Source organism: Pseudomonas sp. HP_12, from assembly GCF_055283955.1.
Genome location: NZ_JBTOQG010000014.1, coordinates 66,542 through 82,350, shown reverse-complemented (window position 1 = coordinate 82,350; position 15,809 = coordinate 66,542). Strand labels below are relative to the sequence as shown.

At 61.6% G+C, this 15,809-nt stretch carries 12 protein-coding genes and 4 tRNA genes; 12 read left to right on the top strand and 4 right to left on the bottom strand.

The annotated features are described in order from the left end of the window. Positions 1 to 223 precede the first annotated feature (223 nt). The gene (locus tag ACYASU_RS12810) at positions 224 to 1,420 is read right to left on the bottom strand and encodes an amino acid aminotransferase (protein WP_463583018.1); all 1,197 of its coding nucleotides are present in this window, start codon (positions 1,418 to 1,420) and stop codon (positions 224 to 226) included. 310 nt (positions 1,421 to 1,730) lie between these two features. Between ACYASU_RS12810 and uvrB the strand changes: the two genes are divergently transcribed. Then, positions 1,731 to 3,746 carry an excinuclease ABC subunit UvrB gene (uvrB, locus tag ACYASU_RS12805; protein WP_192174255.1) on the top strand — a complete coding sequence of 672 codons (2,016 nt, stop codon included), beginning with the start codon at positions 1,731 to 1,733 and terminating at the stop codon, positions 3,744 to 3,746. Positions 3,747 to 4,492: 746 nt separating this feature from the next. On the opposite strand, the gene ACYASU_RS12800 is transcribed toward uvrB, so the two are convergent. Together ACYASU_RS12800 and ACYASU_RS12795 are read right to left on the bottom strand one after the other, a co-directional pair. Beyond that, positions 4,493 to 6,043, bottom strand: coding sequence for an MDR family MFS transporter (locus ACYASU_RS12800; protein ID WP_463583017.1), 1,551 nt, complete (start codon positions 6,041 to 6,043; stop codon positions 4,493 to 4,495). Continuing rightward, on the bottom strand, positions 6,033 to 7,088 hold the full coding sequence (locus ACYASU_RS12795) for an HlyD family secretion protein (protein WP_463583016.1): 1,056 nt from the start codon (positions 7,086 to 7,088) through the stop codon (positions 6,033 to 6,035). Before ACYASU_RS12795 ends, ACYASU_RS12800 begins: the two co-directional genes overlap by 11 nt. 244 nt (positions 7,089 to 7,332) lie before the next feature. On the opposite strand from ACYASU_RS12795, the gene gltX reads away from it, so the two are divergent. The 9 genes from gltX (at position 7,333) to ACYASU_RS12750 (ending at position 12,597) form a co-directional block, all read left to right on the top strand. Further along, positions 7,333 to 8,814 carry a glutamate--tRNA ligase gene (gene gltX, locus ACYASU_RS12790; protein WP_463583015.1) on the top strand — a complete coding sequence of 494 codons (1,482 nt, stop codon included), beginning with the start codon at positions 7,333 to 7,335 and terminating at the stop codon, positions 8,812 to 8,814. A 218-nt stretch (positions 8,815 to 9,032) separates the two neighbouring features. After that, positions 9,033 to 9,108 (top strand) — tRNA-Ala (locus tag ACYASU_RS12785). Between the two features lie 83 nt (positions 9,109 to 9,191). Then, positions 9,192 to 9,267 (top strand) — tRNA-Glu (locus ACYASU_RS12780). Positions 9,268 to 9,318: 51 nt separating this feature from the next. Then, positions 9,319 to 9,394: transfer RNA gene (locus tag ACYASU_RS12775), tRNA-Ala, on the top strand. 54 nt (positions 9,395 to 9,448) lie between these two features. Continuing rightward, a tRNA-Glu gene (locus ACYASU_RS12770) sits at positions 9,449 to 9,524 on the top strand. A 215-nt stretch (positions 9,525 to 9,739) separates the two neighbouring features. After that, complete coding sequence (locus ACYASU_RS12765; protein ID WP_463583014.1) at positions 9,740 to 10,279, top strand: TetR/AcrR family transcriptional regulator; 540 nt, start codon at positions 9,740 to 9,742, stop codon at positions 10,277 to 10,279. Positions 10,280 to 10,561: 282 nt separating this feature from the next. Next, entirely contained in the window at positions 10,562 to 11,002 is a 441-nt protein-coding gene (locus ACYASU_RS12760; RefSeq protein WP_346629701.1) for an acyl-CoA thioesterase, read from the top strand. Between the two features lie 75 nt (positions 11,003 to 11,077). Beyond that, on the top strand, positions 11,078 to 12,037 hold the full coding sequence (locus ACYASU_RS12755; RefSeq protein ID WP_463583013.1) for a tRNA dihydrouridine synthase: 960 nt from the start codon (positions 11,078 to 11,080) through the stop codon (positions 12,035 to 12,037). Positions 12,038 to 12,153: 116 nt separating this feature from the next. Then, positions 12,154 to 12,597 (top strand): Hsp20 family protein, encoded by a 444-nt coding sequence (locus ACYASU_RS12750; RefSeq protein ID WP_463583012.1) that lies wholly within the window; start codon positions 12,154 to 12,156, stop codon positions 12,595 to 12,597. Between the two features lie 51 nt (positions 12,598 to 12,648). Here ACYASU_RS12750 and ACYASU_RS12745 read toward each other — a convergent pair whose 3' ends face one another. Continuing rightward, a complete protein-coding gene (locus ACYASU_RS12745; protein WP_282372743.1) occupies positions 12,649 to 13,545 on the bottom strand; it encodes a LysR family transcriptional regulator in 897 nt (298 codons plus the stop codon). 155 nt (positions 13,546 to 13,700) lie between these two features. Here ACYASU_RS12745 and leuC point away from each other — a divergent pair, with 155 nt between their 5' ends. Then, a complete protein-coding gene (leuC, locus tag ACYASU_RS12740; protein ID WP_463583011.1) occupies positions 13,701 to 15,125 on the top strand; it encodes a 3-isopropylmalate dehydratase large subunit in 1,425 nt (474 codons plus the stop codon). Positions 15,126 to 15,136: 11 nt separating this feature from the next. Continuing rightward, positions 15,137 to 15,775 (top strand): 3-isopropylmalate dehydratase small subunit, encoded by a 639-nt coding sequence (gene leuD, locus ACYASU_RS12735; protein ID WP_282372744.1) that lies wholly within the window; start codon positions 15,137 to 15,139, stop codon positions 15,773 to 15,775. The last annotated feature ends 34 nt before the right edge of the window (positions 15,776 to 15,809 follow it).

Genomic DNA, 15,809 nt, shown 5'->3' with positions numbered 1-15,809 from the left:
GTGGGCCGAGCGGCATGGATGCCGCGAGAGCCGCCCCCCGCCATGGATGGCGGATGGCGGCGGGCCCACGGAGCGAGACCGGAGTGAAGGAACCCTGAGGAACGAAGGGCCTAACCAGGAGCAAGCACCCTTGGTTACTTGGGGTGCTTTTCCAAGTAACTCGCCGAAGGCGAAACCGAGGCCGTTAGGCCGACGCTTCTGATCTTGATCTTAAAAAGAGCCGTCAGATAACGGCCAGGATCGCCTCGGTAACTGCCCCAATATTCCCTTTGTTCAACGCCGCCACACAAATCCGCCCGGTATCCAACGCATAAATCCCGAACTCGCTGCGCAGACGATGAACCTGCGCCGTCGTCAGACCCGAATACGAAAACATCCCCCGCTGCCGCGCGACAAAACTGAAATCCTGCCCCGCCGCATTATTCGCCAGACGCTGCGTCATCTCCTCACGCATCCCGCGAATCCGCAGGCGCATCTCGCCCAGCTCCTCCTCCCACTTGGCGCGCAACTCAGGGCTGCTCAACACCGCCGCCACAATCGATGCACCATGGGTCGGCGGGTTCGAATAGTTCGTGCGGATCACACGCTTCACCTGCGACAACACCCGCGCCGTCTCCTCCTTCGAATCCGTCACGATCGACAGCGCGCCGACCCGCTCGCCATACAGCGAAAACGACTTCGAAAACGAGCTGGAAGCAAAAAATGTCAGGCCGCTGTCGGCAAACAGACGCACCGCCGCCGCGTCCTCGTCGATCCCGTCACCGAAGCCCTGATACGCCATGTCCAGGAATGGCACATGACCCTTGGCCTTCAGCACCTCAAGGACCTTCTTCCAGTCTTCCAGGGTCAGGTCAACGCCGGTCGGGTTGTGGCAGCAGGCGTGCAGCACGACGATCGAGCCGGACGGCAGGTTCTGCAGATCTTCCAGCATCCCCGCGCGGTTCACGTCATGGGTAGCAGCGTCGTAGTAACGGTAGTTCTGCACCGGGAAACCGGCGGTTTCGAACAGCGCGCGGTGGTTCTCCCAGCTCGGGTCGCTGATCGCCACAACGGCGTCAGGGGACAGCTGCTTGAGGAAGTCAGCGCCAATCTTGAGAGCGCCCGTGCCGCCGACCGCCTGGACCGTCATTACCCGGCCCGAGGCCAGCAGCGGCGACTCGGCACCGAACAGCAGGGTTTGCACGGCCTTGTCGTAGGCAGCGATACCGTCAATCGGCAGGTAGCCGCGGGGCAGGTGTTGAGCCACCCGGTTTTCTTCCGCTTCGACAACGGCGCGCAGCAGCGGAATTTTCCCTTCTTCGTCGCTGTAGACGCCTACACCCAGATTCACCTTAGTCGTACGGGTATCGGCGTTGAATGCTTCGTTGAGGCCCAGGATTGGATCGCGTGGTGCCATTTCGACAGCGGAGAACAGGCTCATTGTGCGGAGGCTCTGAGTGGGGAGTGAATGGGTCGCGTCGCTCCAGCCGATTGCACTAGAGCGGTGCACAAACGGGGAGCAAGTATAAAGGGCCGCGCCAGTGCGGGCGACAGGGCGGGGCAGGTTTTTCCGGATATTTCGCGAAATTTTTCGACCGTTAGTCCAGTGCCGCGGACTAATCTGCGGAGGGTGGCTTGAAAGGTGGCGCAGTCGACTCCACCTGTAGTCCCATCACCTTCTTCTATGTACGTCTTTTCCGTGACGGGATCAGCCGTCCGTGCTCAATTGCGTTGCCGTCCAAAGGAACCTTATGTCCGAATTTCAGCTCGTTACCCGTTTTGAGCCGGCCGGCGATCAACCGGAGGCGATTCGTCAGTTGGTTGAAGGCATCGACGCCGGCCTGTCGCACCAGACCCTGCTCGGTGTAACCGGCTCGGGCAAGACCTTCAGCATCGCCAACGTCATTCAGCAAGTGCAGCGCCCGACCCTGGTGCTGGCGCCGAACAAGACCCTGGCCGCCCAGCTGTACGGCGAGTTCAAGGCGTTTTTCCCGAACAACTCGGTCGAATACTTCGTTTCCTACTACGACTACTACCAGCCGGAAGCCTACGTGCCGTCGTCGGACACCTTCATCGAGAAGGACGCGTCCATCAACGACCACATCGAGCAGATGCGCCTGTCCGCGACCAAAGCGTTGCTGGAGCGCAAGGACTCGATCATCGTCACCACGGTGTCGTGCATCTACGGTCTGGGCAGTCCGGAAACCTACCTGCGCATGGTTCTGCACGTGGATCGTGGCGACAAGCTCGATCAGCGCGCCTTGCTGCGCCGTCTGGCCGACCTGCAATACACCCGCAACGATATGGATTTTGCCCGGGCGACCTTCCGGGTGCGCGGCGACGTGATCGACGTCTTCCCGGCGGAATCGGACCTGGAAGCCATCCGCATCGAGCTGTTCGATGACGAGGTCGAGAGCCTCTCTGCCTTCGACCCGCTGACCGGCGAGGTCATTCGCAAACTGCCGCGCTTCACCTTCTACCCGAAGAGCCACTACGTGACCCCGCGGGAAACGCTGCTGGACGCGATGGAAGGCATCAAGGTGGAGCTGAACGAGCGTCTGGAATACCTGCGCGGCGCCAACAAACTGGTGGAAGCCCAGCGTCTGGAGCAGCGCACCCGTTTTGACCTGGAGATGATCCTCGAGCTGGGTTACTGCAACGGCATCGAAAACTACTCGCGCTACCTGTCCGGGCGTCCGTCCGGCGCGCCGCCGCCGACGCTGTACGATTACTTGCCGGCTGACGCGCTGCTGGTGATCGATGAGTCCCACGTCAGCGTGCCCCAAGTCGGCGCCATGTATAAGGGCGACCGCTCGCGTAAGGAAACGCTGGTGGAATACGGTTTCCGCCTGCCGTCGGCGCTGGACAACCGGCCGATGCGTTTTGACGAGTGGGAAAACGTCAGTCCGCAGACCATTTTTGTTTCCGCGACGCCCGGGCCTTACGAAGCCGAGCACGCGGGCCGTGTGGTCGAGCAGGTGGTGCGGCCGACCGGTCTGGTCGACCCGCAGATCGAAATCCGTCCGGCACTGACCCAGGTCGACGACTTGCTCTCCGAGATCCACAAGCGCGTGGCGATCGAGGAGCGGGTGCTGGTGACCACGCTGACCAAGCGTATGTCCGAAGACCTCACCGATTACCTGGCCGACCACGGCGTCCGCGTGCGTTACCTGCACTCGGACATCGATACGGTCGAGCGTGTGGAGATCATCCGCGACCTGCGTCTGGGCACCTTTGATGTGCTGGTGGGGATCAACCTGCTGCGCGAAGGCCTGGACATGCCGGAAGTGTCGCTGGTGGCGATTCTCGATGCCGACAAGGAAGGCTTCCTGCGTTCCGAGCGCTCGCTGATCCAGACCATCGGCCGTGCCGCGCGTAACCTCAATGGCCGCGCGATTCTCTACGCCGACCGCATCACCGGCTCCATGGAGCGCGCGATCGAAGAAACCGACCGTCGTCGGGAGAAGCAGATCGCCTTCAACCTGGCCAACGGCATCACGCCGAAAAGCGTGATCAAGGACGTCGCCGACATCATGGAAGGCGCCACCGTGCCCGGCTCGCGCAGCAAGAAGCGCAAGGGCATGGCCAAGGCCGCCGAAGAGAACGCCAAGTACGAAGCCGAACTGCGCTCGCCGAGCGAAATCACCAAACGCATTCGTCAGCTGGAAGAGAAGATGTACCAACTGGCCCGCGACCTGGAGTTCGAAGCCGCAGCGCAGATGCGCGACGAGATCGGCAAACTGCGCGAGCGCTTGCTGGCGGTTTGAGGGCGGTGTGGGAGTGACCGGGGGCACGACGCTGAATATCGGCTACACCGGGGGACCTGTGGGAGTGAGCTTGCTCACGAAGGCATTTTCACTCCAGATGAAGATGCAGCGGATGTGCCGACGCTTTCGCGAGCAAGCTCGCTCCCACAAGGGTTGTGTTTAACCTGGTATCCCGGCCACGCTGGTGGACCTGTGGGAGTGAGCTTGCTCACGAAGGCATTTTCACTCCAGATGAAGACGCGGCGGATGTACCGACGCTTTCGCGAGCAAGCTCGCTCCCACAGGGGTTGTGTTCAACTTGGTATCCCGGCCACGCCGCTGGACTTGTGGGAGTGAGCTTGCTCACGAAGGCATTTTCACTCCAGATGAAGATGCAGCAGATGTATCAACGCTTTCGCGAGCAAGCTCGCTCCCACAGGGGTTGTGTTCAACCTGGTATCCCGGCCACGCTGGTGGACCTGTGGGAGTGAGCTTGCTCACGAAGGCGTTTTCAATCCAGATGAAGATGCGGCGGATGGACCGACGCTTTCGCGAGCAAGCTCGCTCCCCCAGGGGTTGTGTTTAACCTGGTATTCCGGCCACGCTGGTGGACCTGTGGGAGTGAGCTTGCTCACGAAGGCATTGGTCCTGCAGATGGAGATGCGGTGGATATCAGGGCATCTTCGCGAGCAAGGTGAAGCGCCACCGCGGTCGCTCCCACAGGGCATCTGTTGGCTGAGCGATCGCGAAGTGTCAGGACATTCCGCTCAATGCGCCGCGCCACCTTTGACCCCTGATGGCAACTTCTTCGTCAACAACACCGCCAGCATGCTGACCCCCAGCGCAATCCCGACAAAATGAAACGCGTCGTTGTAGGCCATGATCGCCGCTTGCTGATGAGCAATTTCGCTGAGCTTGCCCAGCGCCGCGGTTTCGCTGCCCAGCCGGTCGGTGAGCATCGCCATCCGTTCGGCGACTTGCGGATTGGCGGGGGAGATCGATTCGCGCAAATAGTCGAAGTAGGTCTTGGTTCGCGCATCCAGCAGTGTCGCCAGCAGCGCAATGCCAATGGCGCCGCCCAGGTTCCGTAGAATGTTGAACAGGCTCGACGCCGACCCCGCATCCTGCGGCTGAATGAACGCGGTCGCGATCAGGGAAATGGTCACCATGATCAGTGGCTGACCCAGCGCCCGCACCAGCTGAATCTGATTGAACTGCGGCCCGGCGAAATCCGGATTGAGCACGCCGGAGGAAAAGCTCGCCAGCCCGAACAAACCAAACCCCAGGGTACACAGCAACTTCGGCGAAATAACCTTCATCAACTGTGGCACCAGCGGAATCAGAAACAGCTGGGGCACGCCCATCCACATGATCACCTCGCCGATCTGCTGGGCGTTGTAGCCCTGAATCTGCGCCAGGTACAGCGGCAGCAGATAGATCGAGCCATACAGACCCACCCCCATGCCCACGCTGGAGATACTCGATAGCCCGAAATTGCGGTTGCCGAGAATGCCCAGGTTGATCAGCGGTTTCGGTTTGGAAAACTGAATGATCACAAAGCTGATCAGGCTCACCAGCGCAATGCTGCCCAGGCCGACGATCAGGTTCGATTCAAGCCAGTCCTTGCGATGGCCCTCTTCAAGAAACACCTGCAGGCAGCCCAGCCCGACGCCCAGCGTGACGATGCCGGCGTAGTCGGTGCTCTTGAGCAATTCCCAGTGCGGTGCTTTCTTTTCCAGCCCGTAAAGCAGACCGCCAATCATCACCAGCCCCGGCGGGATGTTGATGTAAAAAATGTATTCCCAGCCAAAATTCTCCGTCAGCCAGCCGCCCAGGGTCGGGCCGATGGACGGGGCGAAGGTGGCGGTCATGGCGAACAGCGCCATGCCCTTGGCCCGGTGATGCTCCGGCAGTTTGATCAGCGTCAGGGTGAACGCCAGCGGGATCAGCGCGCCGCCGGTGAAGCCCTGCAGGGCGCGGAAGACGATCATGCTCTCCAGGCTCCAGGCCATGGAGCAGAGCAGGGACGACAGCAGAAAACCCAGCGACACCCACACCGCCAGGCGCCGCGCCGAGAGCAGCTGCACCAGCCAGGCCGTCAGCGGAATCATGATGATTTCCGCCACCAGGTAAGAGGTGGAAATCCATGAGCCTTCTTCCAGCGTCGCCGACAGTGCACCCTGGATGTCCTTGAGCGACGAGTTAGTGATCTGGATGTCGAGGACTGCCATGAACGCGCCGAGCATCACACTCATCACGGCAATCCAGTCGCGCCGGGTCGGTTCGCCAACCGGGCGGATCAGCTCGTCACTGGCCATGTCGGGCGTCGTTCGGCGGCCGGATATCGACTGAAACGGTCACCGACATGCCCGGGCGAATCTTGCCGTGCAGGGGGTTGTCCGGCGCGAAAGTCAGCTTGACCGGGATGCGCTGCACGACCTTGGTGAAGTTGCCGGTGGCGTTGTCCGGCGGCAGCAGGCTGAACTGCGCACCGGAGGCGGCAAACAGGCTGTCGACACGGCCGTCGATGGGCGTGCCGGGAAAGCTGTCGAAGGTCAGCTGGGCGACCTGACCGATCTCCATGTGCTCAATCTGGGTTTCCTTGAAGTTGGCCTGCACCCAGATGTCCTCGTCCGGCACGATCGACAGCAGGTACGCGCCGGCCTGAACGACCTGGCCATTGCGCGCCGCCCGCTGGCCGACCAGCCCGCTGAGGGGCGAGTGGATTTCGGTGCGCTGCACATTGATCTGCGCTTGAGCCAGGTCGGCGCGAGCGGTGGCGATCTGCGCGTCGAGGCGTTTGATCTCGGCGTTCAGCGCGTTGACCTGCTGGCGCTGACTCTGTGCGTCGGCCTGGGCCTTGCTGACCTGGGAGCGGGCGACGTTGCTGTCGGCGGTCATGGTCGTGACCTGGGCTTCCGAGACGAAGCCCGGGATGCGCAGCTTTTGCAGCCGCGCCAGGTCCAGTTGCGTGCGCCCGAGGGTCGCCTGATTCGCCTGCACCTGCGCATCGCTGGCGGCGATCAGGCTCGACTGCTGGGTCAGACGGCTCTGTGCCTGCAAGCGCTCCGCCTCGCGGGTCGCCAGGGTCGCCTGAGCCCGGTCGATGGCCAGGCGAAAGTCATCCGGCTCAAGCCGCACCAGCAACTGGCCTTTTTCCACGTGCTGGTTGTCCTGCACCAGCACCTCGTCGATCTGCGCGCCGAGCTGGCTGGACACCCGAGTGATTTCACCCTGCACGTAGGCGTTGTCGGTGGACTCGTGAAAGCGTCCTTTCAGGTACCACTGGGCGAAGAAGGCGAGGGCGATCAGCAGGACCACTCCGAAGAAGATGAACAGGCGGCGCTTGAGTTGGGCGGGCATGGGCGTTCTGGATTTTTGGAATGTCAGCAAATTTATCAGGGTTGGCGGTCTGGCACCTAGCCATCGTCGCGATCATGACCGGCACTGATGGCGGGGCATTCGTTGCGAGGCGTTCCGGGCGGGCGGGGCGGGGCCGCCTGTCTCGTCATTGCCGCTATTGTGCAGCCCATCACCGCTGGCGCTGGAGCCGCGCAGGCCGCGCCTGTTAACATTCGCGGCTTGTTCGACCTATCCGGGATTTTCCATGACCACCGTTCGCACCCGCATCGCGCCATCGCCCACCGGCGACCCCCACGTTGGCACGGCCTACATCGCGCTGTTCAACTATTGCTTCGCCAAGCAGCATGGCGGCGAATTCATCCTGCGCATTGAAGACACCGACCAACTGCGCTCGACCCGCGAGTCCGAACAACAGATTTTCGACGCCCTGCGCTGGCTCGGCATCGAGTGGAGCGAAGGCCCTGACGTCGGCGGTCCCCATGGCCCGTATCGCCAGAGCGAGCGCGGCGACATCTACAAGAAGTACGTGCAGGAACTGGTCGATGCCGGTCATGCCTTCCCGTGCTTCTGCACCGCCGAAGAGCTCGACCAGATGCGCGCCGAGCAGACCGCCCGCGGCGAAACCCCGCGCTATGACGGCCGCGCGCTGCTGCTCTCCAAGGAAGAAGTCGAGCGTCGCCTGGCCGCCGGCGAACCCCATGTGATCCGCATGAAGGTGCCGAGCGAAGGCGTCTGCGTGGTGCCGGACCTCCTCCGCGGCGAAGTGGAAATCCCGTGGGACCGCATGGACATGCAGGTCCTGATGAAGACCGACGGCCTGCCGACCTACTTCCTCGCCAACGTCGTCGACGACCACCTGATGGGCATCACCCATGTGCTGCGCGGCGAAGAATGGCTGCCGTCGGCGCCGAAGCTGATCCTGCTCTATGAGTACTTCGGCTGGGAAAAACCGGCGCTGTGCTACATGCCGCTGCTGCGTAATCCGGACAAGAGCAAGCTCTCCAAGCGCAAGAACCCGACCTCGGTGACGTTCTACGAGCGCATGGGCTTCATGCCGGAAGCGATGCTCAACTACCTCGGCCGCATGGGGTGGTCGATGCCCGACGAGCGCGAAAAGTTCTCGCTGGACGAAATGGTCGAGCACTTCGACCTCTCCCGCGTCTCCCTCGGCGGCCCGATTTTCGACATCGAGAAACTGTCGTGGCTCAACGGCCAGTGGCTGCGTGAACTGCCGGTGGAAGAGTTCGCCACCCGCGTGCAGAAGTGGGCGTTCAACAGCGACTACATGATGAAGATCGCCCCCCACGTGCAGGGCCGCGTCGAGACCTTCAGCCAGATCGCCCCGCTGGGCGGCTTCTTCTTCGCCGGTGGCGTGACGCCGGACGCCAAATTGTTCGAGCACAAGAAGCTGTCGCCGGAGCAAGTGCGCCAAGTCATTCAGTTGATTTTGTGGAAGCTGGAATCCTTGCGTCAGTGGGAGAAGGACAAGATCACCAGTTGCATCCAGGCGGTCGTCGAGCACCTGGAACTGAAACTGCGTGACGCCATGCCGCTGATGTTTGCCGCCATTACCGGTCAGGCCAATTCGGTCTCGGTCACTGATGCGATGGAGATCCTCGGCCCGGACCTGACCCGTTTCCGTCTGCGCCAGGCGCTGGACATGCTGGGCGGCGTGTCCAAGAAAGAGAACAAAGAGTGGGAAAAATTGCTCGGCGCCATTGGCTGAGTGATTGCCTGAGCGACACCGGGCTATTGAGCGATTGCCCGGTGGCCCGACGTGGGGCGGTTTTCCGGGAGGCGGTAAGTGATTGTTATCCCGGAAAATTCTTTTGGAATTGTTTGAAAAAGAATTTGACAGCATTGTGGGTCGCACTTAATATGCGCCCCGTCCACACGGCAACGCAGAAACACGCGGTAACGCGGCGTTCTCTGTCAGTGTAATGTGGGGCTATAGCTCAGCTGGGAGAGCGCCTGCATGGCATGCAGGAGGTCAGCGGTTCGATCCCGCTTAGCTCCACCAAATTAGAAGCTTCAAGGTTTGCTTTACTGCCTTGAAGTTTGTCCCGCTCCGGAACCAGCACCGATGCGGTACGCAAGGGTTACGTCCCCTTCGTCTAGTGGCCTAGGACACCGCCCTTTCACGGCGGTAACAGGGGTTCGAGTCCCCTAGGGGACGCCAGTTTTACCGAGTGAAGCTTTCGAGCTGACCTCCGCCGAGAGGCGTAAATCCGGGGCTATAGCTCAGCTGGGAGAGCGCCTGCATGGCATGCAGGAGGTCAGCGGTTCGATCCCGCTTAGCTCCACCAATTTCTGCCAGGGTTCGTCATGTTGTCATCGGCGAATCTGCTCGAAGGTTTTGCGTCCCCTTCGTCTAGTGGCCTAGGACACCGCCCTTTCACGGCGGTAACAGGGGTTCGAGTCCCCTAGGGGACGCCACGATTTCTCGCTCTGCGAGACCAAGGGTCATTCGATTATTGAATGGCCCTTTTGTTTTTTCGGGGTTTGAGTTCTCAATCCCTTCTTTCTTTGTTTACCTCATCTTCAGTCATCTCTCTTGTCTCATCCGCCTGTCAGTCATCTCAAATACCTGATGCGTCCTTGCCAACGCACATGATGAGGATAATATTATCGTCATCATCCCGGAGGCGGTCATGAACGACAAAAAAGCACAGACCCGCGAACGTATTCTCGCTGCTGCCAGCACCGCCCTGATTGCGTGCGGCCCGATCGAGCCCAGCGTCAACGAGATCATGGGCGCAGCTGGGCTCACGGTGGGCGGGTTCTATGCGCATTTCGACAGCAAGGAAGCCCTGATGCTGGAAGCGTTCAGCCAGTTGCTGGCCGAACGCCGTGAGATGGTCGCCAACATTGACGACCAATTGCCGGGCGAGGAGCGGCGCGCGCTGTTGGCGGCGTTCTACCTGTCGCGCAGGCACCGCGACGCTCAAGAGCACGCTTGCCCCTTGCCGACGGCGATAGGGGAGATGGCGCGTCTGTCCGATGATTTTCGCAACGCACTGGCCGAACACGTCGAACTGATGGTGGCGCAGCTCGCCGCCAGTCCTGAAGAAACCGACAAGACCCTGGCCGACATCGCCTTGATGGTCGGCGGTCTGGCACTCGCCCGAGCCCTGGGCCCCAGTGAGCTATCGGATCGAGTGCTGCGGGCAGCCAAGTCGGCGGTGCTCTGATGCCGTTGTAGGACTGGCTTCAGCCGGGAAGAGGCCCGCGCAGGCACCCTCGATTCTGCAGCGTGACACCCGACGCCTTCCCGGCTAAAGCCAGTCCCACAAAGCATCGCGTTCAGCCAATCCCTCTGGATGCACGCGATGCTTTTTTAGTGGGACCGGCTTTAGCCGGGAAGAGGCCGGCGCAGTCACCCTCAACCTCTGGCCAACCACGACCGCCCTCAGTTTTGTCCGATGCTTTTGGTTACACTGCCCGCGTAATGAATTTGATAGGGACAGAAAAACATGGTCTGGGATCTGGCAACGCCGTTCGTCATCGATCTGCAGGTGGGCGAGGAAGACATCGACGGCCTGGGCCACGCCAACAACGCCGTGTACGTCACTTGGCTCGAACGCTGCGCATGGCGGCATTCCCAGCAGTTGGGCCTGGACCTGAGCGAGTACCGCCGACTCGACCGGGCCATGGCCGTGGTGCGTCACGAAATCGACTACCTGGCCAGCGCCTACCAGGATGACGAGCTGCAACTGGCGACCTGGATCGTCGACTGGGACCAGCGCCTGAAGATGACCCGGCGCTTCCAGCTGAAACGGCCCAGTGACGGCATGACCTTGCTGCGGGCGCAAACCACCTTCGTCTGCATCGAACTCTCGTCGGGCAAGCCCAAGCGCATGCCGAGCGAGTTCATCGACGGCTACGCCGCCGGCCTGCACCGTGTTGTGTCCTGACGTCCGGCGCGGGTAAAGCGTATCCAATCCGCCGGTCTCTGCGTAAACTGCCGGACTTTTTTTCGAGTGTGACCCATGCAAATTGCCCTGGCGCCCATGGAAGGCCTGGTCGACGACATCCTGCGCGACGTGCTGACGCAAGTCGGCGGCATCGACTGGTGCGTGACCGAATTCATTCGGGTGACCGAGCGTCTGCTGCCGGAGCATTACTTCCACAAGCTCGCGTCCGAACTGCTGCAGGGTTCGAAAACCCGCGCCGGCGTGCCGCTGCGTGTGCAACTGCTGGGTTCTGACCCGGTGTGCCTGGCCGAGAACGCTGCCTTCGCGGCCGAACTGGGCGCCCCGGTCATCGACTTGAATTTTGGCTGCCCGGCCAAGACCGTCAACAAATCCCGGGGCGGGGCGGTGTTGCTGAAGGAGCCGGAGCTGCTGCACACCATCCTCAGCCACGTACGCCGCGCCGTGCCGGCACACATTCCGGTTACCGCCAAGATGCGCCTGGGCTACGACAGCACCGAGCCGGCCCTTGATTGCGCCCGGGCGCTTGAAGCGGGCGGCGCTGAACACATCGTCGTCCACGCCCGCACCAAGGTCGATGGCTACAAGCCGCCGGCGCACTGGGAGTGGATCGGCAAGATCCAGGACGTGGTGAAGATTCCGATCATTGCCAACGGCGAGATCTGGACCGTCGACGACTGGCGCCGCTGCCGGGAAATCTGCGGGGGCCGTGACATCATGATCGGCCGCGGTCTGGTGGCGCGTCCGGACTTGGGCCGTCAGATCGCCGCTGCCCAAGCCGGGCGTGACGTCATCCCCATGACCTGGATCGAGTTGCAGCCGCTGCTGCGGGATTTCTGGCTGCAGGCCATGGCCAAGATGACCCGCATTCAGGCACCGGGCCGGCTCAAGCAGTGGGTGGTCCTGCTGACCAAAAGCTACCCCGAGGCCACTGTGCTATTTGATGCCCTGCGCCGCGAAACCGACTGCGAGCGGATCAGCCAGATGCTCGGCGTGAACGTGCCGGAAGCCGCCTGAAAAAATTTTTTCGCACGACGCTTGAAACGCAAATGGCTGTCCCTATTTTGGGGTTACGCGATGCCGAAATCGGGTCGCGGAGTTAACCACTTGCTGATTTATCAGGAGATTTTCAGATGACTACTGCATTTTCCCTGGCTCCACTGTTCCGTCACTCCGTTGGCTTCGACCGCTTCAACGACCTGTTCGAATCGGCGGCGCGCAACGAGTCGGCGAGCAGCTATCCTCCCTACAACGTCGAAAAACACGCTGATGACCAATACCGCATTGTCATCGCGGCGGCGGGGTTCCAGGAGGAAGATCTGGAGTTGCAAGTCGAGAAGGGCGTACTGACCGTCACCGGCAGCAAGCGCGAGAACACCGCGGAAGGCGTGAGCTTCCTGCACCAGGGCATTGCCCAGCGTGCATTCAAGCTGTCGTTCCGCCTGGCTGACCACATCGAGGTCAAGAACGCTGCTTTGGCCAATGGCCTGCTGAACATTGACCTGCTGCGTCTGGTGCCTGAAGAGGCCAAGCCAAAACGCATCGAAATCAATGCTCAGAAAACCCTGACTCACTGATCCCGAGTCAGCGTGAGAAGGCGCCCTGCGGGGCGCCTTTTTTGTGCGCGTTCAGCGTGCCTGCGATTGCTCCAGCCCTGCGGCCTGCGCATCCAGCAGCGCCATGAACGCCCGCGCGGCGTTGGACAGCGTGCGTTCGGTGTGGACGATGTACCCCAGCTGTCGGCGCAACTGAATGCCCGGTAACGGAATGGCCGTGACTTGCTCGTCGAGCATGGTCCGGGGCAGCACGCTCCAGGCCAGTCCGATGGACACCATCATCTTGATCGTCTCCATGTAGTTGGTGCTCATGGCGATATTCGGCTTCAGCCCTTGGGCTTCGCACAGTCCGCTGACGATGTGGTGGGTGAAGGTGTTCTCGCCCGGGAACACCGCCGGGTAGCCAGCGATGTCGGCCAGGCTGACGTTTTTCTGAGTGGCCAGCGGGTGCTCGGGTGCGGCGACAAAATCCAGGGGGTCGTCCCAGACCTTGACGGCTTTCACCAGCGCGTGGGGCTCGGGCGCCAATGTAATCACCGCCAGTTCTGCACGGCCGTGGAGGATTTCTTCGTAGGCCACTTCCGAATCGAGAAACTGAATGTCCAGCGCGACGTCCGGATAGGCCTTGGTAAACGCCCTTAACAGCGTAGGCAACCGGTGCAGTCCGATGTGGTGACTGGTCGCCAGGGTCAGACGCCCGGTGACCTCGCCGGTCAGGTTGGTCAGCGCGCGACGGGTGTCATCCAGCACATTGAGAATCTGGTAAGCGCGGGGAAGGAGTGCGCGCCCGGCTTCGGTCAGGCTCACTTCTCGGCCCAGACGATCAAACAGCCGCACGTCCAGTTGCTGCTCCAGACCGGCGATGCGCTTGCTGACCGCCGGTTGCGTCAGGTGCAGGCGCTCGCCAGCGGCCGAGAAACTACCCATCTCGGCGATGGCGATAAAGGCATTGAGATTAGCCAGATCCATCTCGGATTCCTGTTGGTTATGCAAAGCATGAAAAATATGAATTTGAGTTATTTAAGCATATTCCATAGCATCTCCCCCACAAGCCAAGGGTCTTTACGGTGTCATTGCGACATCGGCGGCCGGGGCATAGAAATACGCTGATGAGGAACCGTCTGATGGCCGGCAAAACGCTCTACGACAAGCTCTGGGATTCGCATTTGGTCAAGCAGCGCGACGATGGCTCCGCGCTGCTGTACATCGACCGTCACATCATCCACGAAGTGACTTCGCCTCAGGCTTTCGAAGGCTTGCGCCTGGCCCGTCGCAAACCGTGGCGCATCGACGCCAACGTCGCCACCGTCGACCACAACGTGCCGACCACCCCGGATCGCAAGGACGGCGTTGACGCCATCGTCGATCAGGTGTCGCGCTTGCAGGTCAAGACCCTGGACGACAACTGCGACGAATATGGCATCACCGAATTCAAGATGAACGACGTCCGCCAGGGCATCGTTCACGTCATCGGCCCGGAGCAGGGCGCGACCTTGCCGGGCATGACCGTGGTCTGCGGCGACTCCCACACCTCGACCCACGGCGCATTCGGCGCCCTGGCCCACGGCATCGGCACCTCCGAGGTCGAGCACGTCCTCGCGACCCAGTGCCTGGTCGCCAAGAAGATGAAGAACATGCAAGTGAAGGTCGAAGGCAAGCTGCCCTTCGGCGTCACCGCCAAGGACATCGTCCTGGCCATCATCGGCAAGATCGGCACCGCCGGCGGTAACGGCCATGCCATCGAGTTCGCCGGCAGCGCCATTCGCGACCTGTCCGTCGAAGGCCGCATGACCATCTGCAACATGTCCATCGAAGCCGGCGCACGCGTCGGGCTGGTGGCGACCGATGAAAAGACCATTGCCTACGTGAAGGGTCGTCCTTTCGCACCGACTGCCGAGCAGTGGGACGCAGCGGTTGAAGCCTGGAAAGACCTGGTGTCCGACGACGACGCGGTGTTCGACACCGTGGTCGAGCTCGAAGCGACCCAGATCAAGCCGCAAGTCAGCTGGGGCACCTCCCCGGAAATGGTCGTGGCCGTGGATCAGAACGTGCCGGATCCGGCGCAGGAAGCCGATCTGGTCAAGCGTGGCTCCATCGAGCGCGCCTTGAAGTACATGGGCCTGAAAGCCAATCAGGCGATCACCGATATCCAGCTCGATCGCGTGTTCATCGGCTCCTGCACCAACTCGCGGATCGAAGACCTGCGCGCCGCAGCGGACATCGCCAAGGGCCGCAAAGTGGCGTCGACCATCAAGCAGGCGATCGTTGTGCCGGGCTCGGGTCTGGTGAAGGAACAGGCCGAGCGGGAAGGGCTGGACAAGGTCTTCATCGAAGCCGGTTTCGAATGGCGTGAGCCGGGCTGCTCGATGTGCCTGGCGATGAACCCGGATCGCCTTGAAAGCGGCGAGCACTGCGCGTCGACCTCCAACCGCAACTTCGAAGGCCGTCAGGGCGCCGGTGGTCGTACTCACCTGGTCAGCCCGGCGATGGCGGCAGCGGCAGCGGTCAACGGCCGCTTCGTCGACGTTCGCACCATGAGCCAGGCATAAGGAGCCTCCGTATGAAGCCTTTTACTCAACACACCGGTCTGGTCGCTCCGCTGGATCGCGCCAACGTTGACACCGATCAGATCATCCCCAAGCAGTTCCTGAAGTCGATCCGCCGGACCGGCTTTGGCCCGAACCTGTTTGACGAGTGGCGCTACCTCGATGTGGGTCAGCCGTACCAGGACAACAGCAAACGTCCGCTGAACCCGGATTTCGTGCTCAACGCCGAGCGCTATCAGGGCGCCAGCGTGTTGCTCGCCCGGGAAAACTTCGGCTGCGGCTCGAGCCGTGAACACGCCCCGTGGGCGCTGGAAGAGTACGGCTTTCGCAGCATCATCGCGCCGAGCTACGCGGATATCTTCTTCAACAACAGCTTCAAGAACGGCCTGCTGCCGATCATCCTGACCGAAAGCGAGGTCGATGAGCTGTTCAAGGTGGTTGAAGCCACACCGGGCTACCAGTTGAACGTGGACCTGGAAGCGCAGACCGTGACCCGCGAAGACGGCAAGGTGTACCGCTTCGAGATCGACGCCTTCCGCAAGCACTGCCTGCTCAACGGCCTGGACGACATCGGCCTGACCCTGGTGGACGGCGAGGCGATTGCCGCGTTCGAAAGCAAGCATCGGGCTTCGCAGCCTTGGCTGTTTCGCTGAGGGGCAGTTGCAAGCTTCAAGCTGCAAGCGGCAA